We start from the raw sequence: 24,461 nt of genomic DNA, 5'->3' as shown, positions 1-24,461 counted from the left end.
CGGGAAGCAAAACCGAATGGTGATGAATCATGTCCGAAAGTCCGATTGATCCTCACGCGCATCATCACGCGCACTGCCTGCCGTTCAGCGCGCAGTTGCTGGGCGCGACGGGCGCTACGCCGCGCACCCGGTTCCGTTTCTGGGCACCCTCGTGCAAGACAGTGCAGGTGGAAATCGAAAACGGACCGGCCCAAGGCGCGCACGAGATGACCCTCGCCGGCAGCGGCTGGTTCGAAACGACCGTCGACAGTGGCGCGGGCACGCTGTATCGCTTTCGGCTCGATGGCGGGCAGGCGGTGCCCGATCCTGCGTCGCGCTTCCAGCCGCAAGACGTGCACGGTCCAAGCGAAGTGATCGACCCACGCGCATATCGCTGGGAGCATACGAACTGGCATGGCCGTCCGTGGGAAGAAACCGTGCTGTACGAATTGCACGTTGGCGCGATGGGCGGTTATGCGGGCGTGCTGAGACGTTTACCCACGCTGGTGGCGCTCGGCGTCACGGCCATCGAATTGATGCCGCTGAACGACTTTCCCGGCCAGCACAATTGGGGCTACGACGGCGTGCTGCCGTATGCGCCCGACTCCGCGTACGGCCGCCCCGAAGAACTGAAGGCGCTGATCGACGCCGCACACGGCTTCGGCCTGATGGTGTTTCTCGACGTGGTGTACAACCACTTCGGCCCGGACGGCAATTATCTGCACCAATACGCCCGCTCGTTCTTCCGCGAAAATACCCACACGCCGTGGGGCCCCGCGATCGATTTCGACCGCTGTGAAGTGAGCGACTTCTTCACGGACAACGCCGTCTACTGGATCAACGAATATCGCATCGACGGCCTGCGTTTCGATGCGGTGCATGCCATCGACAATCCTGCGTGGCTACGCGAATTGTCCGACCATATCCGCGCGAAAGTGCAGCACGGGCGGCATGTGCATCTGGTGCTGGAAAACGAGCGCAACAGTGCGAGCCTGCTGGAAACGCATTTCAACGCGCAATGGAACGACGACGCGCACAACACGCTGCATGTTCTGCTGACGGGCGAAACTGAAGGCTATTACCACGCCTATGAAGATCAGCCGATCCGCCGCCTCGCGCGGGTGTTGTCGGAAGGTTTTGCGTATCAGGGCGAACCGTCGCCAATTCACGATAGCGCGCCGCGCGGAGAATCGAGCGGCCATCTGCCGACTACTTCATTCGTGATGTTCCTGCAGAATCACGACCAGATCGGCAATCGCGCATTTGGCGAGCGCCTGCGCAAACTGACCTCGGACGACGCCCTGCGCGCGGCCACCGGTTTATTGCTGCTGTCGCCACATATCCCCATGCTGTTCATGGACGAGGAATACGGTTCGACCCAGCCGTTCCTGTTTTTCACCGACTACACCGGCGAACTCGCCGATGCCGTACGCGAAGGACGGCGCCGCGAATTCGCGCGCTTTTCGGCGTTCAGCGACGAGAAGCGTCGCGCGCAGATTCCCGATCCGAACGATGTGAAAACGTTTGCCGCCTCGTCACCGCCTGAGCCGGTTCACAACCCGGCCGCGGACGGCAACGCGAAAGACCGCCTCGACTGGATGCACTTCTACAAATCCGCACTCGCCGTGCGGGCGAAACTGATCACGCCGCGTCTGAAACATTCGAAAGCGCTCGGCACGACCGTGCTCGCGGCTGCACATGGCGGCGACGCCAATGCGCTGATCGCCCGCTGGAAACTGGGCGACGGCGAGACCTTGTCGATCGCGTTGAATCTCTCGAAGGAAAACGTGGCGTTCCCCGATCTGCCTGCCGGCAAAGTGATTTTCGAAACGCCGCCGCGCGTGCGCGAGCAAGTGGACGCCAGGGTGTTGCCGTCGTGCGCGTTTGTCGCGTGGGTAACCGGCGACGTCAGCGACTACGCCATCGGCCACGATGCGCGCATCGCGAGCCAACAGGAGCGCCACGCGTGAGCACCCGACGTCCGACCGATACGATCGCTACCCTTGCCACGCGCGCCGGCTTTGAGGTCGAGTGGCGGGATGCGCACCATACAACGCAGCAGGTGCCGGAGAGCACGCTCGCCGTGCTGCTCGAACGAATGGGTTTGCCTTGCGGTAGCGCCACGCAGATCCGGCACAGCGCGGCCACGCTCGAAAGCGAACTGTCCGGCCGCAAACTGCCGCCGTTGATGACCGCGGAGGTCGACCGCGGCATCGCGCTGCCCGCTGCGGCGATCCGATCCGCCACTCACTACCGGATCGAACTCGAAAGCGGCTCGATCATCGACGGCCGCTTCACGGCGCCCAAGGGTGAGGAGGCGTTGCTCACACCCGTCGACGAGCCCGGCTATCACACGCTGGTGATCCACGACCAACGCATGACGTTGGCCGTGGCGCCGTCACGCTGCTATACCGCCGCGGATGCATGGAACACGCTGCACGGCGGCGCCACGGTCCAAACATCGACAGCGCCGCCGCTGTGGGGCATTGCCGCGCAGTTATACGGTTTGCGCCGCACGGGGGATGGCGGCATCGGCGACTATACGGCTCTCGCGCAGATGGCGACTGAAAGCGCGAAGCGTGGTGCACATGCGCTCGCCGTCAGCCCCACGCACGCGATGTTCAGCGCCGAACCGAATCGCTTCAGTCCGTATTCGCCGTCGTCGCGTTTGTGGCTGAACGTCACGCATATCGACCCCGCTGCGGTGTTCGGCGCGAACGCTGCACGCGCCGCGCTCGATACCGCGCAGGGCGCCGGCGCATGGTCGGCGCTCGAAGACTTGCCGCTGATCGATTGGCCGAACGCGGTCGTGCTGAAATTGAAGGTCTTGCGCGCGCTATACGAGAACTTCTGCGCCCAGGAACGCGCGCACGACACGCCGCGCGCGCTCGAATTTCATGGCTTCTGTGAACGTGCCGGCCGCGCGCTCGAAGATCACGCGCGTTTCGAAGCGCTGCAAGCGGTGCAGTTGGCGCAAGAAGACGGCAAGGGTCACTGGCGTGACTGGCCCGAGGCCTTGCGCGATCCGCGCAGCCCGGAAGTCGAGGCCTTTGCCGAAGCCCATCGGCACGAAGTCGATTTTCATCTGTTTCTGCAGTGGCTCGCCGCCAAGGGTCTGTCGCACGCGCAGCAGGCGGCGACGGATGCCGGGATGGCCGTCGGCCTGATCGCCGACCTGGCGGTCGGCTGCGATAGTGCCGGCAGCCATGCATGGTCGTACCGCGACGACATGCTGCAAGGTATTTCAGTGGGCGCACCGCCCGATCTGTTCAACCAGGCCGGCCAGGCGTGGGGGCTCACCACCTTCTCGCCACGCGCGATGCGCACGCAGGGCTTCTCCGCGTTCATCGACATGCTGCGCGCGGCGTTCGCGCATGCAGGCGGTGTCCGCATCGATCACATTCTCGGTTTGCGGCGTCTGTGGCTCGTGCCCGAAGGCGAGAGCGCGCGCAACGGCGCCTATTTACGCTATCCGCTCGAAGACCTGCTGCGGCTGATCGCGCTCGAATCGTGGCGGCATCGCGCGATCGTGATTGGCGAAGATCTCGGCACCGTGCCGCACGGTTTTCGCGAGCGGCTCGACGAGCACGGTCTCGCCGGCATTCGTGTGCTGTGGTTCGAAGGCGCGGAAGGAGGCAAGGGTTTCAAGCCGCCGCAGGCATGGGATCGCAACGCGGTCGGCACCACGACGACTCACGACCTGCCGACCGTGGCGGGTTGGTGGCGCGGCAGCGACATCACGTGGCGCAACCGGATCGGTCAGACGATGGTGCGCGCCGATGGCCGCGACGCGGAGCAGGTGGCGCAGGAAGAGCGCGCCGCCGATCGCGCTCTGCTGTGGCGCGCGTTCCAGCAGGCCGGCGTCGCCGCGCCGGACGTGGCCGCGCCGCCGCCGGACGCTGCGCCCGTGGATGAGGCGCTCGCCTTCGTCGCCGCCACACCGGGGCCGCTCGTCACGTTTCCGCTCGAAGATTTGCTCGCGCTCGCCGAGCAGCCGAATCTGCCCGGCTCGATCGACGAGCATCCGAACTGGCGCCGCCGCATGAGCTTGCCCATCGACGCATTGTTCGAGGACGACACCTTCAGTGATCGCCTGCTGGCCGTCGACCGCGCGCGCCGCGGCGCTACCGTTCCTGCTTCTTCCAATGCTTCTTCGGAGCCTGATACGCCATGACCGTCCCGCGCTCCACGCTTCGCCTCCAGTTCCATCGAGGCTTTACTTTCGACGACGCCGCGAAGCACGTCGACTACTTCGCCGCGCTCGGCATCAGCCACCTGTACGCGTCGCCCATCACCACCGCCGAGCCGGGCTCGATGCATGGCTACGATACTGTCGACTACACCCAGGTCAACGCCGAATACGGCGGCGAGACAGGCTTGAAACGCCTCGTCGATAAGCTGCGCGCGCACAACATGGGGCTGATCGTCGACGTGGTGCCGAACCATATGGGCGTCGGCGGCTCGAGCAACGCGTGGTGGCTCGATATCCTCGAATGGGGCCGGCACAGCGCGTACGCGCGCCATTTCGACGTCGACTGGCATTCGCCCGATCCGGCCTTGCGCGGCAAGGTGCTGGCGCCGACACTCGGCGCGCCATACGGCGATGAACTCGCGGCAGGCCGGATCGCGCTGCATTTCGCGGCCGACAGCGGGCGCTTTTATATCGGCTACGGGCCGCATGTGTTTCCGGTGTGTCCAACCGACTACGCCACGATTCTGCAAGGCGCGGACCGCGCCGATCTCAGCGCACTGGCCGAGCGTTTCCAGGGCCTGACAACGCAGCCGGCCGATCAGCCGCGCGCCGCCGAAGGACGCGACATGCTGCGCGAGTTCGTCGCGCAAAACGGCGCCTCGGCGATCGAACTGGCGCTGGAAACGTATTCGCCCGCGGATCCGGTCACGCGCGACCGTTTGCACCGATTGATCGAGCGGCAGCACTTCCGCCTCGCATGGTGGCGCACCGCTTCGGACGAAGTGAACTGGCGACGTTTCTTCGACATCTCGACGCTGGCCGGTGTGCGTGTGGAGCGGCCCGAGGTGTTCGAGGCCGTCCATGCGCTGGTTTTCCGTCTGTATCAGGAGGGCGTGATAGACGGTTTGCGGATCGACCACGTGGACGGTCTGGCTGAACCGCGTGAGTATTGTCAGCGTCTGCGGCAGCGTCTCACCGAGTTGCGCGACACGGCGCCGTATGTCGTGGTCGAAAAAATTCTCGGCCGCGATGAGCCGCTGCGCGACGATTGGCCCGTGGACGGCACGACCGGCTACGATTTCATGAACGACGTGGGCGCCCTGCTGCACGATCCGGCCGGCGCCGAGCCGCTCGGAGAGACGTGGGCCGATCTCACCGCCCGCAGCCCGCGATTCGCCGACGAAGCCCTGGCCGCGCGACGTAAGATTCTCGCCGAGAACCTCTCGGCGGAACTGGATCGCGCGGCGCGTGCGTTGCACCGTATCGCCCGCGACTCGCTGTCGATTCGCGATTTCACTTTCACCGCGCTGCGGCGCGTGTTGACCGAACTGGTCGTGCATTTTCCGGTGTACCGGATCTATCCACAGAACGGGCTGCGCAGCGCCGCCGACAACGTGTATTTCGAGCAGGCGCTGGCAGGCGCGAAACAGACCCTTTCGCGCGCGGACTACGTCGTGCTCGATCGTGTGAACGCGTGGCTCGGCGGTAGCGCCGAAGAGCTGCCAAGTCCGAATGCACGCGGCAACGCGCAGTCGCAGCAGCAGGGCGCGAGTGGCGCCCCGCCTGCTCATGCAGGCTCGGCACGGCGCACCGCACAGACGCTGTTCTCGCAATTGACCGCGCCGGTCGCCGCGAAGGCGATTGAAGATACCGCGTGCTATCGCTATGGCCGTTTGCTGTCGCGCAACGAAGTCGGCTCGGACCCGGCCGAGTTTGCGTTGTCGGTTAAGCAATTTCATGCGGCGAACCTCGAGCGCTCGCAGCGCTTTCCTCACACGATGCTCGCCACGGCAACGCACGACCACAAGCGTGGCGAAGACGTGCGCGCGCGACTTGCCGTGTTGAGCGAAATCGCGGACGAATGGAGTGCGAAGTTGCGCGCGTGGTCGACATTGAACGCACCGCATCGCCGCGCCCTCGACGGTACGCCGATCAGCAGCATCAGCCCCGACACCCGCGACGACTGGGCGCCGGGCCCCGCCGCGGAAGCGATGCTGTATCAGACCCTGGTGGGCTGCTGGCCACTCGACCTGAAACCGGACGATGAAGCGGGCATCGAGGAACTGGCCGGGCGCGTCGCGCAATGGCAGTTGAAGGCGCTGCGGGAAGCGAAGCTGCAAACCAACTGGCTCGCACCCGACGAAGCCTATGAGGCCGGCTGCCGCGCTTTTCTGTTCGATATTCTGGCGCCGCAGCGGCGCGATAGCTTTCTGCGAGAGTTGTCCGCATTCGTGGCGCGAATTGGGCGCGCCGGTGCACTGAATAGTTTGCAGCAGACGGTGTTGCGGCTGGCATCGCCTGGGATTCCCGATCTTTATCAGGGCACTGAGTTGTGGGACTTCAGTCTGGTCGATCCGGACAATCGTCGGCCCGTCGATTTTGCCAAACGTGAGACCTGGCTCGTCCAGACCCCGCCTTCAGAGTTCCTCGCGAATTGGCAGGACGGCCGGGTGAAGCTCGCGGTCGTGCAGCGCGTGCTGGCATTGCGCGCGCATTTGCCGGAGTTGCTGAGTCAAAGCATGTATCTGCCGCTGAAGGTGCGCGGTCCGCATGCGTCGAATGTGATCGCCTTTGCACGGCGGCATGGGAATGCCTGGGCCGTGGTGGTGGCGAGCCGGCTCGCTGCCGGATTGCTCGGCGAAACCCGTGAAACCGGCGATCTGCCGATGGTCGATCCGGATAAATGGGGCGACACGGCCATCGAGATGCCTGCGGATCTCGCCGCGCGAGCGCTGTTCGACTGGTTGAGTCCGGCGGCGCCCAAGGTCGATGAAAACGGCCTGCTGTATCTGCGCGATGCGTTAAGTGCCATGCCAATCGCCGTGTTGGTGGAAGACGGGGTGCCACGCAGTTGATCCGCGTTTTTGGAAGCTTGCAGGCGGTTAAAGCTGACGTGCTTTAACCGCCTTTTTCATTGGCTCACTTGTTGCACTCACCTATTGCGCCCACTTGTGGGCCAACTCATTGGCCCACTGAAGGCGATGCCTCACGCCGCTGAGCCGCCTTGTTGCGCGCGCTTGACGGCTTCCGCCACCTGTTCCGCCACCCGCCGGGTGTCCCAATACACCTGCCCTTTGTACATCCGCTCACCGCGCAGGTTGAAACGGTCGACGCCTTGCCAGTTGAGCGCTTGCCCGGCCACGGTGGCTGATGCCCGCCACTCGATCATGACGGCGTCGCCAGTGGGCGCCCATTGAAGCACGTCCACTTTCAAGTCCGGAAGTTGCGTCAAAACCTGACGGAAGTGTTCGATTACGCCCTTCCGGTCGGCCGGTTCCGTCATGGGTGGGATCAGGTTTCGTGTGTCCTCATGCATGAGCGCTTCCAGGTTGTCGGCAACGGGGTGTTGCCACTCCGAAGCGAAGCGTTGCACGGCAATCCGGGCATTGGCTAACTGCTCCGCGCTCGGGGGAAGGTATTTTTCTGCTGTCGTCATGTGGGTTTGCTCCTGAATGGGTTGCTTACCTACGGTGTTGTTGCCCGGGTAGTCAGGCCGCAGCCAAAGGCCGCTTCAACATACAGTGAGATTTTCACATACACCGTGTATGTATACTACAATCAGAATGTGAAAAATCAAGGGATAAAAACGAAACCCATGCCAACCGCAGGCCTCACCCCAAAATCCCGTCGCGAAGAATATGCGGACGCGACCCGGCAGGCGCTCATCACCGCTGCGGGCGAGCTATTTACGTCACAGGGCTATCAGCAAGTCGGGATCGAAGCCATTGCGCGCAGCGCACGTGTAACCCGTGGCGCCTTCTATCACCACTTCGCCGACAAGGCCGAGTTGTTCGACGCCCTGGTCGAATCTCTCCAGGCAGATGCCGCATCCAGGGTCCGATCCGCCGCCGAAGCCGCTCGCGAGGCAAAACGGATGAGCGCGGGCATTCGCGAATTTCTGGAGGTCTGCACCGAGCCCACTTACCGGCAGCTCGTCATTGAAACTGCGCCCGCCGTGCTCGGCCCGGCGCGGTGTCGTGAGATCGAAGAAGCACACGTCTATGGGTTGCTCATCGGCGCGTTGACGAACCAGGCCTCCGGCAATGAAAAAGCCAAGGCGTATCTCGCCGCGCGCATGATCGGCAGCATGGTGTGTGAAGCAGCACAATTGCTCGATGGCGCGGACGATCCCGTTGCCCTGAAAGCCGACGCGTTGAAGCTCGTTGAAAGCATGGTCGGCGCACTGACCGCCGATAAGAACCGGGCTACAACGGCCCGCAAGTAAGCCGCATTCGAGAGGAACCCCGATGCAGATCGACTGGCCGAGTATCCAGACTGGAAGTGCCGACGCGTTGCACGGCACGCGTATCGACATATCGGGCTGGATGATTCCCCTGGACCCGCAAGCGGACACCATCGATTACTTTCTGCTGAGCGCCGACGAACCGTGCTGCGGAGGCTGCGTGCCGCGCAATCCGCTTACGTCGATTGAGGTGCAGATGGCCGTGCCGCTCGCGCCACAAGCAGACGCATTGACTCTGCGCGGCCGCCTGATGCGCCTCGTCGACGATCCTGCGGGTTGGCGGTATCGCCTGGTCGATGCTGTGCCGGTCGAGCGTCCAGTAGCGCCACAGCGTCGGTTCAGCCGGCGCGCGTTTCTGGCATCGGGCGCGGCGCTGGGGTTGAGCGCTTGTACGCCCGGGCGCTTTGGCGGTTATACCGAGGCGCACGACGAGACAGCACAACCGGCGCAGACTGCACAACCAACGCAATCCGGGACCGCTCCGGAATGGCAGGCGCCGCACGGCGCGCTCACCATGGACATGCACAGTCACGCCGGCCGCGTGACCGTGTCGCGCGATCCGGCGATTGGTGCGAATCGTCCGTTCATCCCGTTGGCTGCGCCGATGCGCGCCGGCGGCATGAACGTCATCTGTCTTGCCATCGTTACCGATACGACCGTCACGCGCGTGGCGGACAACCGCAAGCGGTTCGAAGCATGGCGCGAGCCACAGCCCGGCGAACTCTATGCGCTCGGCCAGGCCGAGTTCCAGCGCGCGCATCAATTGGTCGAACGCCAGCAATTGCGAGTGGTGACGGACACTGCGTCGCTGTCGGCCCAAGGTCCGCTCGGACCCTGCGTGATTATCTCTGCCGAGGGCGCGGATTTTCTCGAAGGCCAGGTGGATCGTGTTGACGAGGCCTACACGAAGCACCAGTTACGGCATCTGCAACTGACGCACTACCGCGTCAATGAGCTTGGCGATATCCAGACCGAGCCCCCGGTGCATGGCGGCCTGACGGATACCGGTGTACAGGTGGTGCGGCGCTGCAACGCCTTGGGGATCGTGGTCGATGTTGCACACGGGACGTACGATCTGGTGAAGCGCGCGGCGGATACATCGACCAAGCCGCTGGTGCTGTCGCATTCGGCATTGGCCACGCATCCGGGCGCGCGAAGCCGGCTTATCACGCCGGACCATGCGCGCGTAATCGCCGCCACCGGTGGTGTGATTGGCGTATGGCCGAGCTCAGGCACATTTCACGATTTGCATGCGATGGCCAATGGCGTCAAGCGCATGGCGGATGTCGTGGGTGTAGAACACGTCGGCTTGGGGACAGACATGCTCGGATTTATTTCACCCCCTGTGTTCACGAGCTACAGGCAGTTGCCCGATCTGGCCAGTGCGCTGTTGCAAGCCGGATTCTCGCAAGCGGAAGTCGGGGCGATTCTGGGGGGCAATTACCGGCGGGTGTTCGAGGCCTCGGTGGGGTGAGGTTTCAGCGATTCGCGGGCGGGACCTCGGCTTCAACCCTAGCGCCCTGCCGCCCACAGCAATGAAACGCCTGACGACAACATCAACCCGTCGACAACGAGTTTGAAAACGGCGGGGCTCATGCGGACCACAATCAGCCGCGCGGAAAAGGACCCGATCATGAGTGCCGAGCCGGTGATCAAACCATCGATTACCACGTGTAATGGCAATGCGCCGAAGTGATTGAAAACCGCGACTTTGGTGCCGTAGACAGCCAGTGACCCGGCCGCTTCGGTTGCGAGAAAGGCGCCTTTAACCAGGCCATACGACATAAACACGGGCACCGTGATCGGTCCGGTGGAAACGACGATACCGGTGAGAAAGCCCACCACGCCGCCGATCAGCGAGAGTTGCCACAAATTGAATTTGATCGCGCGCCGCGCGAGCCAGCGCCGGGTCGGCACCATCGCCACAAAGAACAAGCCCAACGCCAGCTCGACGGCATGTGGCGGCAGCGCAAGAAGCGTCCGCACACCCAGCGCCGCGCCCGGAACCGCAGTCGCGCAATAAGCGCCGCAAGCGCGCCAGTCGATCTCACGCCACCACGCAATGATCTTGCCGAAGTTGCCCATGATCGCGGCGATCGCCATGATCGGCACGGCCTGCTGCGGCCCGAACAGCATCACGAGGACCGGCATCAGCATCATCGACGAGCCCGTGCCGATCACGCCGCTCAACGTGCCGGCCAGCAAACCGACGCACAGCACCAACACATATCCCATCTCGCCCCCGCGGTATCGACGGCGATTTTACGCGAGCAATGCTGCAGTTGACTTACGACAGGTGCAGTACCGAAGCTGATTAAAGCCGGCTAAAGCCAGTTAACCGCCTTCGTCGTCGAAGACTTTTGGATAAACGCGCACGAGCACGATGCGCGGCCCCTTCATCTTCTTGACCACCACGTCGAAACGATCGAACTCGATGCGCTGCCCTTCGGTGGGCAGATCGTTGAGCGCCTGAATCACAAGGCCGCCGACCGATTCAGCCTGACCTTCGTCGATATCGATCCCGAGCGCGCGCTCCAGCGACACCACCGGCAAGCTGCCCTTGCCCATCAAGGTGCCGTCGTCCATGCGCGTCCAGTCGGCGTCGCCCTGGCGGAATTCGTCGTGGATCTGCCCAACCAGTGCGCCGAGCAGGTTGTCCAGCGTCAGAAAGCCGATCGGCTTCGAGTTCTTATGGCCAACCAGCGCGAAATGCGGCGCGCCCTTGCGGAAGCGGCGAAACAGTTCGAGCGCCGGCATGTCCGGCTTTACATACTGCACGGGGCGCGCATATTTGGAGAGGTCGTCGAGCGTGCTGCCCGCGTGCCGCGCCAGCAGCAAGTCCTTCAAATGGATCATGCCGGCCACGCGCTCGCCGGACGCGTCTTCGAACAACGGATAGCGGCTGAAACGGTGCCGCGCCACCACCTGCATGTTTTCGCGCAACGGCAAATCGCGCCGCATGCCAACCATTTCGTAGGACGGCCGCATCAGGTCCGAGACAGTCATGCGCGAAAAATCCAGCGAATGCGCAATCGTGTTCCATTCGTCCTGGCTGTACGCGCCATCCGATGAGCCGAGCTCCGTCGCGACGTTGGCGTGACGGCCGCGCAGGATCAACTTGAGTTCGTCGGTCGAGTAATGGGAGTCGTGGCCGTGCTCCCCGTTGAGACCCGCGAGTTTCAGCACCGCGTTGGCGCTCGTGTTGAGCACCCAGATCGCCGGATACATCGCCCAGTAGAAACCGTACAGCGGCGTGGCGGCCCACAACGAAACCTTCTCTGACTCACGAATGGCCAGCGATTTCGGCGCCAGTTCGCCCACCACGATATGCAGGAACGAAATACACGAGAACGCAAAGAACAACGAGATGCCGTGAATCAGCTTCTCCGATTCCACGCCAAGCAGGCTGAAGACCGGGGTAAGCAGTTCGGCGAACGCCGGCTCGCCGATCCAGCCGAGCCCGAGCGACGCCAGCGTAATCCCGAGCTGACAGGCCGACAGATACGCGTCGAGCCGTCCGTGCACCTTCGCCAGCAAACGCCCACGCATACCATGCCTGGCCGCGAGGCTCTGCACGCGCGTTTGCCGCAGCTTCACCAGACCGAATTCGGCGGCGACAAAAAAGCCGTTGAGGGCAACGAGAAACAATGCACCGATAAGGGCGACAACCTGGATCAAAGGGAGGGGCTCCGGCAACAAAAGTTGTCAGTATAAAACGTGAAAGCAAAACGAAAGTTTATCGCGCACCGGAACGTGTGCGGACAGCGGCGGCATCACGTGGGTGTCGATGCACTCAGCGGTACATGCAGCGCGAGCGTAACAGTTTCGCCCTCAGGTGCGTCGCTTTGCTCGAAGCTGCCGCCGTGCGCTTCCGCGACGCGCTTACACAGCGCGAACACCCACGCGGTCCGTTTGGCTTCGCGCGGTTCGCGCGCCTGTTTGCGGGCAAAGGCTTCCAGCACATGGGGTACCGCAGGGTCGCCGAGTGCGGCGGCACTCTGATTGAAGGTGACCGTGGCGTACCACCGGGAGGTGTCCGCGCGCGCGGACAGCGTGACTGTGGCGCCCGCCGCGCTCGCCTCGACGGCAAACGTGAGCATCAGCCACAGCGCGGCGGCGAGGCGCTCACGGTCGCCATTGAGCTGCTCGGTAGCGAGGTGCGACTCGACCGTCACTTCGACGCCACGCGCGCGCGCCAGCCCGGTGCGGACTTCCTCCACGGTTTCATCGAGTAGTGGATGCAGCGGAAACGGCGCCAAAGCAAGCGCCAGAGATCGGGTCTCGGCGCGTGTGGCATCGACGGTCGTCTCCAGCAACTTCACCTGCTGGTCTACGCCGTTACGAATCCCGGTGACCGCGCGCTGCGAATTGGGATCGTTTGCATCGAGCTTGCGCTCGAGCACGTACGCCCAGCTATGAATGGCGTTCAGCGGACCACGCAGGTCATGCGAGACCAGCGACAGCACGTGATCCCGCATGAACAGCGCGGTCTCCGCGCGCAGACGCGCGGTGCGTTCGGAGACAACGAGGCCGGAAGGAACCGGCTTTGCGCCGGCGGTCCCGGTGGAAGACGTGGTCACGATCGAGCCCTCTCAGGCAGTACGTTGAAAATTGGATGAAACCCCATTATAGGCATGCCGCCCTGCTCAACCAGCCTGGCCTGATGGCTAACAGAGACGCAAACCGCGTACCACCTGCCAATCCTGGGCGATGCGGCGCCAACACGCCTACAATGTCGGTTTTTACGTTTTTGACCTAAGGAGCGACACATGTCGACTGTGACTACCGAATCCGGCCTGAAATACGAAGACATCGTTGAAGGCAGCGGCGCCGAAGCGGTTGCCGGCAAAACCGTCAGCGTGCACTACACGGGCTGGCTGACCGACGGTCAGAAGTTCGACTCGAGCAAGGACCGCAATGACCCGTTCGCATTCGTGCTGGGCGGCGGCATGGTCATCAAGGGCTGGGACGAAGGCGTGCAAGGCATGAAGGTTGGCGGCACGCGCAAGCTGACGATTCCGCCGCAACTCGGCTACGGCGTGCGTGGCGCAGGCGGCGTGATTCCGCCGAATGCAACGCTCGTGTTCGAAGTCGAACTGCTCGACGTCTAAGTCTTCTCTGTTTTGTAATTGGGCTTCGCCAATGAGTCACTCCGCCGTCACCGCACCTAGCGTTTCGCTGCGCCGTTACGGCGCGGTCGAAGCGTCGGACGTGCACGACTTTCACCAGGTCGTGCTCGGGCTCGACGGCGCGATGGTGATGGCGGTAGACGGCGTCGCGCAACAGATCGACGCCCGTTCCGCCTGGCTCATCCCGGCCGGGGCGCGGCACGAATACGCGGGCATCGGCGAGAACCGGCAATTGGTGCTGGATCTCCCGGCCGCCTCGCTGGCCGTGCCGGAACGGCTCTTCGACCGCGCGCGGGCCGTGACGGTGGATGCCTCGCTCACTCAGCTCGTGCATCGGATTGCGGCGCACGCCACAGGCGGCGCCCAAACCAGCGATCTGGACACCCGGCGTTTTCAATGGGATGCAGCCGCCCGATTGGGCGCCGCGTTGGTGGCCGATACCGGCACGGCGGCCGGGGCGCGGGAGTACGGCGCCGGCCTCGACTTCGCGCGCATCGACTGCTGGCTGCGAGCGCATCTTTCGGAGCCGCTGCGTATCGCCGACCTTGCCGCGCACTGCGGCTTCGGTATGCGGCGCTTTCATCAGCTTTTTATCGACGCCTTCGGCGAAACGCCGCATCGCTATTTGCAGCGCCTGCGGCTCGATACGTCGCTTGGCTTGCTGTCCGATCCTCGTTTATCGCTCAGCGATATCGCACTGGAAATCGGCTTTGGCGATCAGAGCGCCTACACCCACGCATTCACGAGGCGTTTCGGGCTGGCGCCCGGGCAATGGCGCGCGCTGCGCCATTGAGTTTGTGCGATTCGCGAGCCGTCTGAAAAAGGCGGCCCGCGCTTTTTGCTTCCTGCTGCACCTGCCTCGCGCGATTAGCGTGATTAGCCTGACTAGCGAGCGTGATTGACGATTAACCCGCCGCCAGACCGCGCTCCAGATCGCCGCGAATATCGCCGGCGTTTTCCAGACCCACTGCCAGACGGATCAAGCCTTCGCTGATCCCTGCCGCGGCGCGCGCCTCCGGCGTGACACGACCATGCGTGGTCGTCGCCGGATGCGTGATGGTGGTGCGCGTATCGCCGAGGTTGCCGGTGATCGAGCAGATTTTCGTGCTGTCGATCACGCGCCAGGCATTCGCGCGCATCTGCTCAGGCGTATCGCCCTTCAGCTCGAACGACAGGATCGCGCCGCCCGCCTTCTGCTGACGCATGGCCAGCGCGTGCTGCGGATGCGATTCGAGTCCCGGATAGAACACGCGGTTCACCGCAGGATGCGTTTCCAGCCAGCGCGCGATTTCGAGCGCATTCGCCGATTGCTTTTCGACCCGCAGCGAGAGCGTTTCCATGCCCTTGAGCAGCACCCATGCATTGAACGCGGACAGCGTCGGCCCGGCACTGCGCACGAACGGGAATACCTTCTCCATGATGAACTTCTTCGAGCCCACCAGCGCGCCGCCCAGCACCCGGCCCTGACCGTCGAGGAACTTGGTGGCCGAATGCATCACGACATCCGCGCCGAGCTTCAGCGGCTGTTGCAACGCCGGGCTGCAGAAACAGTTGTCGACCACGAAGACCGCATCGGCCGCCTTCGCGATCTTGCTGATCGCTGCGATATCGGCGACTTCGGTCAGCGGGTTCGACGGCGTTTCGAGGAAGAACATCTTCGTCTCCGGGCGCACGGCGTTTTTCCACGCGTCCAGATCGGTCGGGTCGACGAAGGTGGTCGTGATGCCGAACTTGCTGAAGATCTGCGAGAACATGCCGAGCGTCGAACCGAACAGCGCCTGCGAGCTGACCAGATGGTCGCCCGCCTGCAGCGTGGACATCACCACCGACATGATCGCGGCCATTCCCGACGCCGTGGCCATGCACGCTTCGCCGCCTTCGAGCGCGGCCAGACGGTCCTGGAACATCGAGACCGTCGGGTTCGTGAAGCGCGAGTACGTGTAGTTGTCTTCGGAATTCTTGAATTTTTCGGCAGCGTCGGCGGCACTCGCGAAGACGAAGCTCGACGTCAGGAAAATCGCTTCCGAATGTTCGTTGAAGTCGCTGCGCGCTGTGCCCGAGCGGATTGCCAGCGTATCGAAGTTCAGGGAGTCGTCCATGTTAGTTCTGGTTTCCAATGTTCCATGACTGGGTTCGGCACGCACGGCTTAAATACAAAGCGCGCACAACACCAAACGGCAGCAACAAAAAAGCCCGCTTTTGCGTCGGCATAAGCGGGCTTCATGTGCGGGGAAAGCTGGAGCGGAGGCGGATGATTGCGGCTTTTCCACCATTCGCTTTAGCTGTTTTGGGTTGCCCCGCGTCCGCAAGCTGAGATCAAATCGACGCAAGCCATCATGCTAACACGCTCGCGGCGTGGCGTGCAGCGGGCCACTGACATGGCACACCGCACGCGGAATTGCTCAACCAACCGACAATTGCAGATGCAGTTGCGAACGCGACGGGCCGCCCTCGGCCGCTTCACTCGCGGCATCGCGGTCCGATTGCGAGGACGGTGCGAGACGCGCGGTTTCGATGCGGTCGAGGTATTCCGTGGTGATATCACCGGTGACGTAGTTGCCGTCGAAGCATGAGGCTTCGAATTCCTTCAACGCCGGGTTGATATCGCGCACCGCCTGCTTCAGGGCGTCGACGTCCTGATAAACGAGATGGTCCGCGCCGATCATGCGCGCGACTTCATCGTCCGTGCGGCCATGTGCGACGAGTTCGCCGCGCGTGGGCATATCGATACCGTAGACGTTCGGGTACTTCACCGGCGGCGCCGCCGAAGCGAAGATCACCTTGTTCGCGCCGGCATCGCGCGCCATCTGCACGATTTCATGCGAGGTGGTGCCGCGCACGATCGAATCGTCGACGATCAGCACGTTCTTGCCCTTGAATTCGATCCCCATGGCGTTGAGCTTCTGGCGCACCGACTTCTTGCGCATCGCCTGGCCCGGCATGATGAAGGTGCGGCCCACGTAACGGTTCTTGAAGAAGCCTTCCCGATACTCGACGCCCAGCTTCTTCGCGACCTGCATCGCGGCCGGACGGGAGGAATCGGGAATCGGCATCACGACGTCGATTGGGACGTCGGGCAATTCACGCTTGATCTTCTCGGCGAGGTAATCGCCCATGCGCAGACGCACGTTGTAGACCGGCACGCCGTCGAGCACCGAGTCCGGACGCGCGAGGTACACGAGTTCGAAAATGCACGGGTTCAGGCTCGGGTTCGTCGCGCATTGCTGCGCGTGCAAATTGCCTTCGAGGTCGATGAAAATCGCTTCGCCCGGCGCCACGTCACGCACGAACTCGAAACCGATACCTTCGATCGCGACCGATTCCGATGCCAGGATCCACTCGACGCCTTCCGCCGTTTCCTGCTTGCCGAGGCACAACGGGCGAATGCCGAACGGGTCGCGGAAAGCAAGCAGACCGTAGCCGGCGATCAACGAAACGATCGCGTACGAACCCCGCACCCGGCGATGCACACCCGACACGGCGTTGAACAGCGCGGCCGGATCGAGTTGCAGGCTCGAACTGGACAGCTGCAATTCGTGCGCGAGCACGTTGAGCATCACTTCAGTGTCGGAGTTGGTGTTGATATGGCGGCGATCGATGCGGAACATCTCATCTTTCAGTTGCTGCCAGTTGGTCAGATTGCCGTTGTGCGCGAGGATGATGCCGAACGGCGCGTTCACGTAGAACGGCTGGGCTTCTTCTTCGCTCGATGCAGAGCCGGCGGTCGGGTAGCGAACCTGGCCGATACCGGTGGTGCCAGGCAGGCTGCGCATGTTGCGCGTGCGGAACACGTCGCGCACCATGCCGTTGGCCTTGTGCATGTGGAAATTGCTGCCGTTCGCTGTTGCGATGCCGGCGGCGTCCTGACCGCGGTGCTGCAGAAGCAGCAGGCTGTCATAGATCAGCTGATTGACCGGAGAATGGGAAACTACGCCTACGATGCCGCACATGGCATGTCCTTCAAAGGTACGAAATTCGTAACGGCGGCCGGTGCCTGCAATGCTGCGCGAGGGTACGCGACTACGTAGAGGCACCGGATTGCGCCGGAGTCCTGCTGCGCTCCTCTAACCGTTCACCTGATCGTCACACGCGGACGTAGGCAGCGAGCGTCTCGGGAAGCAGCGGTTTCATTACGTGCACGCCCTCGACCGCATAGGGCCGAAGCAAGGCGTTGCGCCAGAATTCCTGTTGGGGCAGTTCGGTCAAGCCTGCAAGGGCGACCAGAATCAGCACCAGAATGACCCCGCGTACGAGGCCGAACATCAAACCGAGCGAGCGGTCCACGCCGCTCAAGCCGGTCGCCTGCACAATACGGCTCAGCAACGCGTTCAGCACGCTTGCCACCAGCACCACGCCGATCACCACCAGCGCGAACGCCAGAAGCCACTGGGTTAGCGCGCCGCCCGGCCACGTGGCAGGGATAAATGGCACGACATACCCGACGAAGCGGCACGCGATGAAAAACGCCGCGATCCAGCCGATCAGCCCGAATATCTCAGACAAAAACCCGCGCCATGTGCCGCGCAAGGCCGACAAACCGATCACCGCCATTACAGCGTAGTCGAAGGCAGTGAACATCGCTCGCTTACTGTGCGGCGCCGCTGTTCGCGCCCGACGTCAAGCCGGCCTCACGAACTTTTGCAATCGCGGCGGAAGCCGCTGCACGGTCGGCAAACGGGCCGGCGCGCAATAGCGTGAGCGTCGAGCCGTCGGCCTGCTTCCGATGTTCGGTATATGCGGGCACGCCCGCCGCTTTCAACTTTGCGGCCCAACTACGCGCGTTGGCGTCGTTCGCAAACGCGCCGAGCTGGACGGCGAAACGGCTGCCCGGCGGGGAGGCCGGCGTGCCGGAATTGGCGTCCGCGCTGGCAGCGGCGGTATTCGTGCTGTCTGCGCCTGCTGCTGGCGCGTTCGCCACGCTTTGCGTGGCGGGCGCGTTGGTCGATTTAGCCGGTTTGGCGGGCGCTGCAGGCGCCGTATTGGCGGCCACCGTGGGCGCTTGTGACTTCACCGCCGGCTTGGCTGCGGGCGCTGTCATGTTCGTCGCCGCGCTTTGCTGTTTGGCGGCGCCTGACTGACTTTGCGTGACTGCCGTTGTCGGCGCAAGGCCGGAAGCGGCAAGTGCCGTGTCAGGCGCTGGGTTATCCGGTGCTACGCCGGCCTGCGTGTCTTCATCGGTCTTGGCGACCTTCGGCGCGGGACGGCTCGGAATGTCGATGGAGATGTCGTCCGTGACCGGCTTGGGATGCGAATCCAGCACCATGGGCAGGATCACCACCGCTGCGACGACCAGCGCGATCGCGCCGACCAGCCTGCGCCGCGCACGCTGCTTTTCAGGCAGCGTAGGGTCGAGCAGCATCGCATCGGCATCCACGGTGCGCTCCGTGCGGCGGGTTCGCCGCTCCACGCGCTCGCCACGGGCGGCCCGGGTGGAACTGGTGTTTGCGCCGCGCCGGGTGGGCGCGTCGTCTTTCTTGCCGAACGAGAAAATTCCCATGAATCGCTTGGTTCGAGCCTGGCGCCCGTTCAGTGTTGCTGCGATTTACGGTAGGCCATTACGCCTGCTACCGTATAGAAACTGCCGAAAACCACGATTCTATCATTCTCTGACGCTCGTTTTAGCGCGTCTTGGAAAGCCTCCGCCGGTGTGGCATGGCGTGTCACGCTGCTGTCATTGCCGTCGCTCACGCCGTGCTCGCGCAAAACCGCCTCGAGTTCTTGCGCCGAAGCCGCACGCGGGGTCGGCAGATCGGTCACGCACCAGTGGTCGATCTCGCCTTTCAGATGCTCCAGTACACCGCCAATATCCTTGTCGCGCATCGCGCCGAACACGGCGTAGGTGTACGGGAAAAAACCCATATTGCCGAGGTTTTGCGCCAACACCGCCGCAGCGTGCGGATTGTGGCCGACGTCGAGCACGATGGCGGGCTTGCCGGGCAGCACCTGGAAGCGCCCCGGCAATTCGACGTTGGCGAGGCCGAGCCGGATGTCCTGCGCCGACACCGGCAAACGGTCGCGCAGCGCTTCAAGACCGGCCAGCGCAGCCGACGTGTTGATCAACTGATTCGCGCCGCGCAACGCCGGATAGGCGAGTGCGGAACGGCGCATGGTCGGGCCTACGTAGCTCCATTGCTGGCGCTCGCTGCCCGCTTGCCCTTCGTAGCGGAAATCGCGGCCAAATAGCCACAGTTCGGCGCCGATCTTTTCCGCATAGTCGATCAGGGTTTGCGGCGGTACCGGATCGGCGCAGATCGCCGGCTTACCCGGACGGAAAATGCCGGCTTTTTCGAAGGCGATCTTCTCGCGCGTGTCGCCGAGATATTCGGTGTGATCGATATCGATGCTGGTGATGATCGCGCAGTCCGTATCGAGGATGTTGACCGCGTCGAGACGGCCACCCAGGCCGACCTCGAAGATCACCGCGTCCAGTCCGCGCGAAGCGAACAGGCTCATGATCGCCAGCGTCGTGAATTCGAAGTAGGTTAGCGTGACCGGTTCGGCGAGGCTCAGGCGTGCGGCTTCGACGACTTCGAAATGCGGCAGCAAGTCTGCCTCGCTCGCCATTTCGCCGTTCACGCGCGCCCGCTCGTTGAACGACAACAGATGCGGCGACGTGTGGCAGCCAACCGTGAAACCCGCGCGCAGCAAAATCGATTCGAGAATCGCGCAGGTCGACCCCTTGCCGTTCGTGCCGCCGACCGTGATGATCGGGCACTCAAACGATAACTGCATCGCGTCACGTACCTGCGTGATACGGCCCAAACCCATGTCGATGCCGACCGGATGCGCGGATTCTAGGTGCGTGAGCCACGCGTCGAGGGTGGGGAATGTGGTCATCAAGTCAATCTGTGCTGCGTTGCGAGATCGTGATTATCCCGGAAATGACAACGCGCCGCTTGATGACTCTCGCGGCGCGCTATTTTTTTGACTGCTTTTCCTGGCAGCAGCCGCGGCTGAAAGCGCGCGGCGCGGCATTGCATTGATGCGAAGGTTTAAGCGACGGCGTCAGCCGGTTGATGGCTCAGGAGCGCCATCAACTGCGCGATTTCTTCGCGCAGCTTACGACGATCGACGATCATGTCGACCGCGCCCTTTGTGAGCAGGAACTCGGCGCGCTGGAAACCTTCCGGCAGCTTTTCGCGCACGGTTTGTTCGATCACGCGCGGACCGGCGAAACCGATCAGCGCCTTCGGCTCGGCGATCACTACGTCGCCGAGGAACGCGAAACTCGCCGACACGCCGCCCATGGTCGGATCGGTCAGCACGGAAATGAACGGCAGCTTGGCTTCGGCGAGCCTGGTCAGCATCGCCGTGGTCTTCGCCATTTGCATCAGCGATAGCAGGCTTTCCTGCATCCGCGCGCCGCCCGAAGCGGTAAAGCAGATAAACGGCACTTTCTGTTCGAGCGCGTTCTGCGCGCCGCGCACGAAACGCTCGCCGACCACCGAACCCATCGAGCCACCCATGAACGAGAACTCGAAACACGCGACCACCACCGGCAGCGTGTGGATGGCGCCGCCCATCACGACCATCGCGTCGGTTTCGTCGGTGTCGTCCATCGCCTCTTTCAGGCGATCCGGGTACTTGCGGCTGTCTTTGAACTTGAGCGCGTCGACCGGCACGATTTCCTGGCCGATTTCGTAGCGGCCTTCCGGATCGAGCAGGCCGTCGAGCCGCTCACGCGCGCCGATGCGCATGTGATGGTCGCACTTGGGGCAAACGTGCAGATTGGCCTCGACGTCATTGCGGTACAGCACGGCTTCGCACGACGGGCACTTGATCCACAGGCCTTCCGGAATCCCCTTGCGGCTCTTCGGGTCGGTTTGTTTGATTTTCGGCGGCAGCAGCTTATCGAGCCAGCTCATATTGAATCCTTCTGGGGTCAGCGGTTGCGCAAACGGCGGGATGAACCCGCCGTTCACACTACAGACGACAAAAATAACTGTTATCGGGCAGTCGCGACGCTATCGATCGCCTCGCGCACTTCAGCGATGAAGCGCGTGAGCGTCTCGGCGGCGGCCTCGGGGGCCGCTTGTTCGAGCAACTGCACGATACGGCTGCCGATCACGACGGCATCGGACACTTCGGCCACCGAACGCGCGGTTTGCGCGTCACGGATGCCAAAACCGACGCCCACCGGCAGAGGGACGCGCGACTTGATGGCCGGGATTTTACTCGCGATGCTGGAAACGTCCAGATTTGCCGCGCCGGTCACGCCTTTCAACGACACATAATAGACGTAACCGCTGGCGATTTTGCCGACTTCCGCGATGCGTTCATCCGTGGACGTGGGCGCCAGCAAAAAGATCGGATCAATGTTGGCAGATCGCATCTGTTCCGCGAAGTTGACGCACTCTTCAGGCGGATAGTCGACAACCAGCACACCGTCCACACCGGCTTCTTTCGCAGCCTTGGCGAACGCTTCGGTGCCCATGCGCTCGATCGGATTGGCGTAGCCCATCAGCACCACCGGCGTCTTGTCGTCGGTTTCGCGGAAGCGCTTCACGTCGGCCAGCACGTGGCGCAGCGACACGCCATGCGCCAACGCGCGTTCGGACGACTGCTGGATCACCGGACCGTCGGCCATCGGGTCGGAAAACGGTACGCCGAGTTCGATCACATCGGCGCCGCCGGCGGCGAGCGCGTGCATGAATTCAACGGTGCGCGCCGGATCCGGATCGCCTGCGGTCATGAACGGAATCAGGCCTTTCTTACCCTGGGCGGACAACGCGGCAAACGTGTTCTTGATACGGGACATGGAATATTCTCGGATTTTTAGCTACTGCGCGCTTATTGCGCCTCGGTTTGCCGCTCGGCTTTGGCCGCAGCCTTGCGAGTTTTGCGAGCGGCAGTGGGCGCTGACGCGGCCGCGCTAACGCGTTCGCGCGCTATTGCGCAGTAACTTTCATTGATCTCATAGCCGACGAATTCGCGCTGCTGCCGGGCGCAAGCGACTGCGGTGGTGCCGCTGCCCATGAACGGGTCGAGCACGCGCCCGCCCTTCGGACAACTTGCCAGCACCATACGCTCGACGATTTCCAGAGGTTTCTGGGTCGGATGATCGACGCGCTCGGCGTGTTGCCGATGCAGCCGCGATACCGACCAGACATCCTTAGGATTATAGCCAAGCTCCAGCCACTTACTGCCTTCGAACAATTTACGCGAACGCGCCTTCTTCGTGACGGCATCGTACGGGATGCGGACGGGATCGAGATCGAAAAAGTAGTCTTTCGAGACCGCGAAAAAGCCGATGTTGTCGTGCACCGAGGTAAAACGGCGCACCGTTCCGCCCATGCTCGGCACGCGCCGGTCCCAGATGATTTCGTTGATCATCGTGAGTTTTGTCTTCAGGAAGCTGAAGATTTCCGGTGCGTACTGCCACGTGCAGAAGATATACAGCGAACCCGACGGCTTGAGCTTCGGAATAGCCAGCTCGAGCCAGCCACGCGTCCAGGCGAGAAAATCTTCGCCGGAACGCATGTCAGAGTCGTTGCCGTAATCCTTGCCGAGCCCATAAGGTGGATCGCAAAGGATCAGGTCGATCGACCCGTCGGGGATATTCACCACATCGGACAAAAAATCGCGGTTCAACAACCGGATACCGGCGGGCACCTGCGGTAACAAGGGTGCAGGCGCCTCGGCCGCCACAACCTCGGTGACCGGGGTCGTGGCTTCCAGTGCCGGTTGCGGCTCGTCGAACTCGTCACGCATCGTCGCGGCGCTCAGAACTGGATACCCGATCGCTCAGCGACCGTGTGCATGTCCTTGTCGCCGCGGCCCGACAGATTGACCAGAAGGACCTTGTCCTTGGGCAGCGTCGGCGCGAGCTTCGCGGCATAGGCCAGCGCGTGGCTGGATTCCAATGCTGGAATAATGCCTTCGATGCGACAGCAATCGTGGAAGCCCTTGAGCGCCTCTTCGTCGGTGATGCTGACATATTGCGCGCGCTTGCTGTCTTTTAGCCACGCATGCTCAGGGCCGACGCCCGGATAGTCGAGGCCGGCCGAGATCGAATGCGTCTCGATGATCTGACCATTTTCGTCTTGCAGCAGATACGTGCGGTTGCCGTGCAGCACACCCGGCGTGCCGGCGATCAGCGAGGCCGCGTGCCGGCCGGTTTCGATCCCGTCGCCGGCTGGTTCGACGCCGATCAGTTGCACCGAAGTGTCCTCAATGTATGGGTAAAAGATACCCATTGCATTCGAACCGCCGCCAACACACGCAATCACGGCATCCGGCTGACGCCCCACCAGTTCGGGCATCTGCACCTTGCACTCGTCGCCGATCACGCGCTGGAAGTCGCGCACCATCATCGGATAGGGATGAGGTCCCGCCACCGTGCCGATGATGTAGAACGTGTTTTCGACGTTGGTCACCCAGTCGCGCATGGCTTCATTGAGCGCGTCTTTCAGCGTGCGCGAACCGGACGACACGGGTACGACGGTCGCGCCGAGCAGCTTCATCCGGTAGACGTTGGCGGCCTGGCGGCGCACGTCTTCCTCGCCCATGTAGACCACGCATTCCATGCCGAAGCGCGCCGCGATGGTCGCGGTCGCCACGCCGTGCTGACCCGCGCCGGTTTCCGCGATCACGCGCGGCTTGCCCATGCGCTTCGCGAGCAGCGCCTGGCCGATCACGTTATTGATCTTGTGCGCGCCGGTGTGATTCAGATCTTCACGCTTGAGGAAAATCTGCGCACCGCCGAGCATTTCGCTCCAGCGCTGTGCGTGATAAATCGGCGACGGACGACCCACGAAATGCTTCAGTTCGCGCTCGTATTCGGCGACGAATTCCGGGTCTTTTTGATATTTCTCGTACGCGGCACGCAGCTCGTCGAGTGCGTGAACCAGCGTTTCAGCGACGAACACGCCGCCATATGGGCCGAAATGGCCCCTTTCGTCAGGCAAGTTATACATGG

20 protein-coding genes are annotated in these 24,461 nt (G+C 63.0%); 7 read left to right on the top strand and 13 right to left on the bottom strand.

What is annotated here, in order from left to right; all coding sequences use genetic code 11:
• Positions 1–29: 29 nt before the first annotated feature.
• Genes treZ through treY form a run of 3 tightly spaced genes read left to right on the top strand, consistent with a single transcriptional unit; the run spans position 30 to position 7,026 of the window.
• On the top strand, positions 30–1,949 hold the full coding sequence (treZ, locus tag PQR67_RS10225; RefSeq protein WP_408457828.1) for a malto-oligosyltrehalose trehalohydrolase: 1,920 nt from the start codon (positions 30–32) through the stop codon (positions 1,947–1,949).
• A complete protein-coding gene (malQ, locus tag PQR67_RS10220) occupies positions 1,946–4,153 on the top strand; it encodes a 4-alpha-glucanotransferase (RefSeq protein WP_408457825.1) in 2,208 nt (735 codons plus the stop codon). Before treZ ends, malQ begins: the two co-directional genes overlap by 4 nt.
• The gene (gene treY / locus PQR67_RS10215; RefSeq protein WP_408457822.1) at positions 4,150–7,026 is read left to right on the top strand and encodes a malto-oligosyltrehalose synthase; all 2,877 of its coding nucleotides are present in this window, start codon (positions 4,150–4,152) and stop codon (positions 7,024–7,026) included. Before malQ ends, treY begins: the two co-directional genes overlap by 4 nt.
• Before the next feature lie 131 nt (positions 7,027–7,157).
• Here treY and PQR67_RS10210 read toward each other — a convergent pair whose 3' ends face one another.
• On the bottom strand, positions 7,158–7,607 hold the full coding sequence (locus tag PQR67_RS10210) for a nuclear transport factor 2 family protein (RefSeq protein WP_408457820.1): 450 nt from the start codon (positions 7,605–7,607) through the stop codon (positions 7,158–7,160).
• Positions 7,608–7,736: 129 nt separating this feature from the next.
• Between PQR67_RS10210 and PQR67_RS10205 the strand changes: the two genes are divergently transcribed.
• Together PQR67_RS10205 and PQR67_RS10200 are read left to right on the top strand one after the other, a co-directional pair.
• Complete coding sequence (locus PQR67_RS10205; protein ID WP_408457817.1) at positions 7,737–8,396, top strand: TetR/AcrR family transcriptional regulator; 660 nt, start codon at positions 7,737–7,739, stop codon at positions 8,394–8,396.
• 22 nt (positions 8,397–8,418) lie between these two features.
• Positions 8,419–9,888, top strand: coding sequence for a dipeptidase (locus tag PQR67_RS10200; protein WP_408457815.1), 1,470 nt, complete (start codon positions 8,419–8,421; stop codon positions 9,886–9,888).
• Between the two features lie 38 nt (positions 9,889–9,926).
• Here PQR67_RS10200 and PQR67_RS10195 read toward each other — a convergent pair whose 3' ends face one another.
• From PQR67_RS10195 to PQR67_RS10185, 3 genes are all read right to left on the bottom strand, one after another.
• Positions 9,927–10,649, bottom strand: coding sequence for a sulfite exporter TauE/SafE family protein (locus PQR67_RS10195; protein WP_408457813.1), 723 nt, complete (start codon positions 10,647–10,649; stop codon positions 9,927–9,929).
• Between the two features lie 99 nt (positions 10,650–10,748).
• Entirely contained in the window at positions 10,749–12,092 is a 1,344-nt protein-coding gene (locus PQR67_RS10190; RefSeq protein ID WP_408457810.1) for a hemolysin family protein, read from the bottom strand.
• Between the two features lie 95 nt (positions 12,093–12,187).
• Positions 12,188–12,994: a sensor histidine kinase gene (locus tag PQR67_RS10185; protein WP_408457807.1), complete on the bottom strand. Its 807-nt coding sequence runs from the start codon at positions 12,992–12,994 to the stop codon at positions 12,188–12,190.
• A gap of 189 nt (positions 12,995–13,183) precedes the next feature.
• Between PQR67_RS10185 and PQR67_RS10180 the strand changes: the two genes are divergently transcribed.
• Together PQR67_RS10180 and PQR67_RS10175 are read left to right on the top strand one after the other, a co-directional pair.
• Positions 13,184–13,525, top strand: coding sequence for an FKBP-type peptidyl-prolyl cis-trans isomerase (locus tag PQR67_RS10180; RefSeq protein ID WP_074770998.1), 342 nt, complete (start codon positions 13,184–13,186; stop codon positions 13,523–13,525).
• Positions 13,526–13,556: 31 nt separating this feature from the next.
• A complete protein-coding gene (locus PQR67_RS10175) occupies positions 13,557–14,336 on the top strand; it encodes an AraC family transcriptional regulator (protein WP_408457804.1) in 780 nt (259 codons plus the stop codon).
• Between the two features lie 112 nt (positions 14,337–14,448).
• Here the strand turns inward: PQR67_RS10175 and PQR67_RS10170 are convergent, their stop codons facing one another.
• The 9 genes from PQR67_RS10170 to trpB form a co-directional block, all read right to left on the bottom strand.
• Positions 14,449–15,642, bottom strand: a complete 1,194-nt coding sequence (locus PQR67_RS10170; RefSeq protein WP_408457801.1) for an O-succinylhomoserine sulfhydrylase — start codon at positions 15,640–15,642, stop codon at positions 14,449–14,451.
• Positions 15,643–15,945: 303 nt separating this feature from the next.
• Complete coding sequence (purF, locus tag PQR67_RS10165) at positions 15,946–17,493, bottom strand: amidophosphoribosyltransferase (protein ID WP_408457798.1); 1,548 nt, start codon at positions 17,491–17,493, stop codon at positions 15,946–15,948.
• 133 nt (positions 17,494–17,626) lie between these two features.
• Positions 17,627–18,121 (bottom strand): CvpA family protein, encoded by a 495-nt coding sequence (locus PQR67_RS10160; protein WP_408457796.1) that lies wholly within the window; start codon positions 18,119–18,121, stop codon positions 17,627–17,629.
• Positions 18,122–18,128: 7 nt separating this feature from the next.
• Entirely contained in the window at positions 18,129–19,040 is a 912-nt protein-coding gene (locus PQR67_RS10155) for an SPOR domain-containing protein (RefSeq protein WP_408457794.1), read from the bottom strand.
• 29 nt (positions 19,041–19,069) lie between these two features.
• Entirely contained in the window at positions 19,070–20,380 is a 1,311-nt protein-coding gene (gene folC / locus PQR67_RS10150; RefSeq protein WP_408457791.1) for a bifunctional tetrahydrofolate synthase/dihydrofolate synthase, read from the bottom strand.
• Positions 20,381–20,535: 155 nt separating this feature from the next.
• Entirely contained in the window at positions 20,536–21,408 is an 873-nt protein-coding gene (gene accD / locus PQR67_RS10145) for an acetyl-CoA carboxylase, carboxyltransferase subunit beta (protein WP_408457789.1), read from the bottom strand.
• Between the two features lie 80 nt (positions 21,409–21,488).
• Entirely contained in the window at positions 21,489–22,301 is an 813-nt protein-coding gene (trpA, locus tag PQR67_RS10140) for a tryptophan synthase subunit alpha (RefSeq protein ID WP_408457786.1), read from the bottom strand.
• Between the two features lie 32 nt (positions 22,302–22,333).
• Positions 22,334–23,254 (bottom strand): DNA-methyltransferase, encoded by a 921-nt coding sequence (locus PQR67_RS10135; RefSeq protein ID WP_408457784.1) that lies wholly within the window; start codon positions 23,252–23,254, stop codon positions 22,334–22,336.
• A gap of 11 nt (positions 23,255–23,265) precedes the next feature.
• Positions 23,266–24,459, bottom strand: a complete 1,194-nt coding sequence (trpB, locus tag PQR67_RS10130; RefSeq protein WP_408457781.1) for a tryptophan synthase subunit beta — start codon at positions 24,457–24,459, stop codon at positions 23,266–23,268.
• Positions 24,460–24,461: the final 2 nt, after the last annotated feature.

It is taken from the genome of Paraburkholderia fungorum, assembly GCF_046026025.1.
Taxonomy (GTDB): Bacteria; Pseudomonadota; Gammaproteobacteria; order Burkholderiales; family Burkholderiaceae; genus Paraburkholderia; species Paraburkholderia fungorum_E.
Note: the sequence above shows the minus strand (reverse complement) of the source record. Positions and strands in the feature narration are given on the sequence as shown.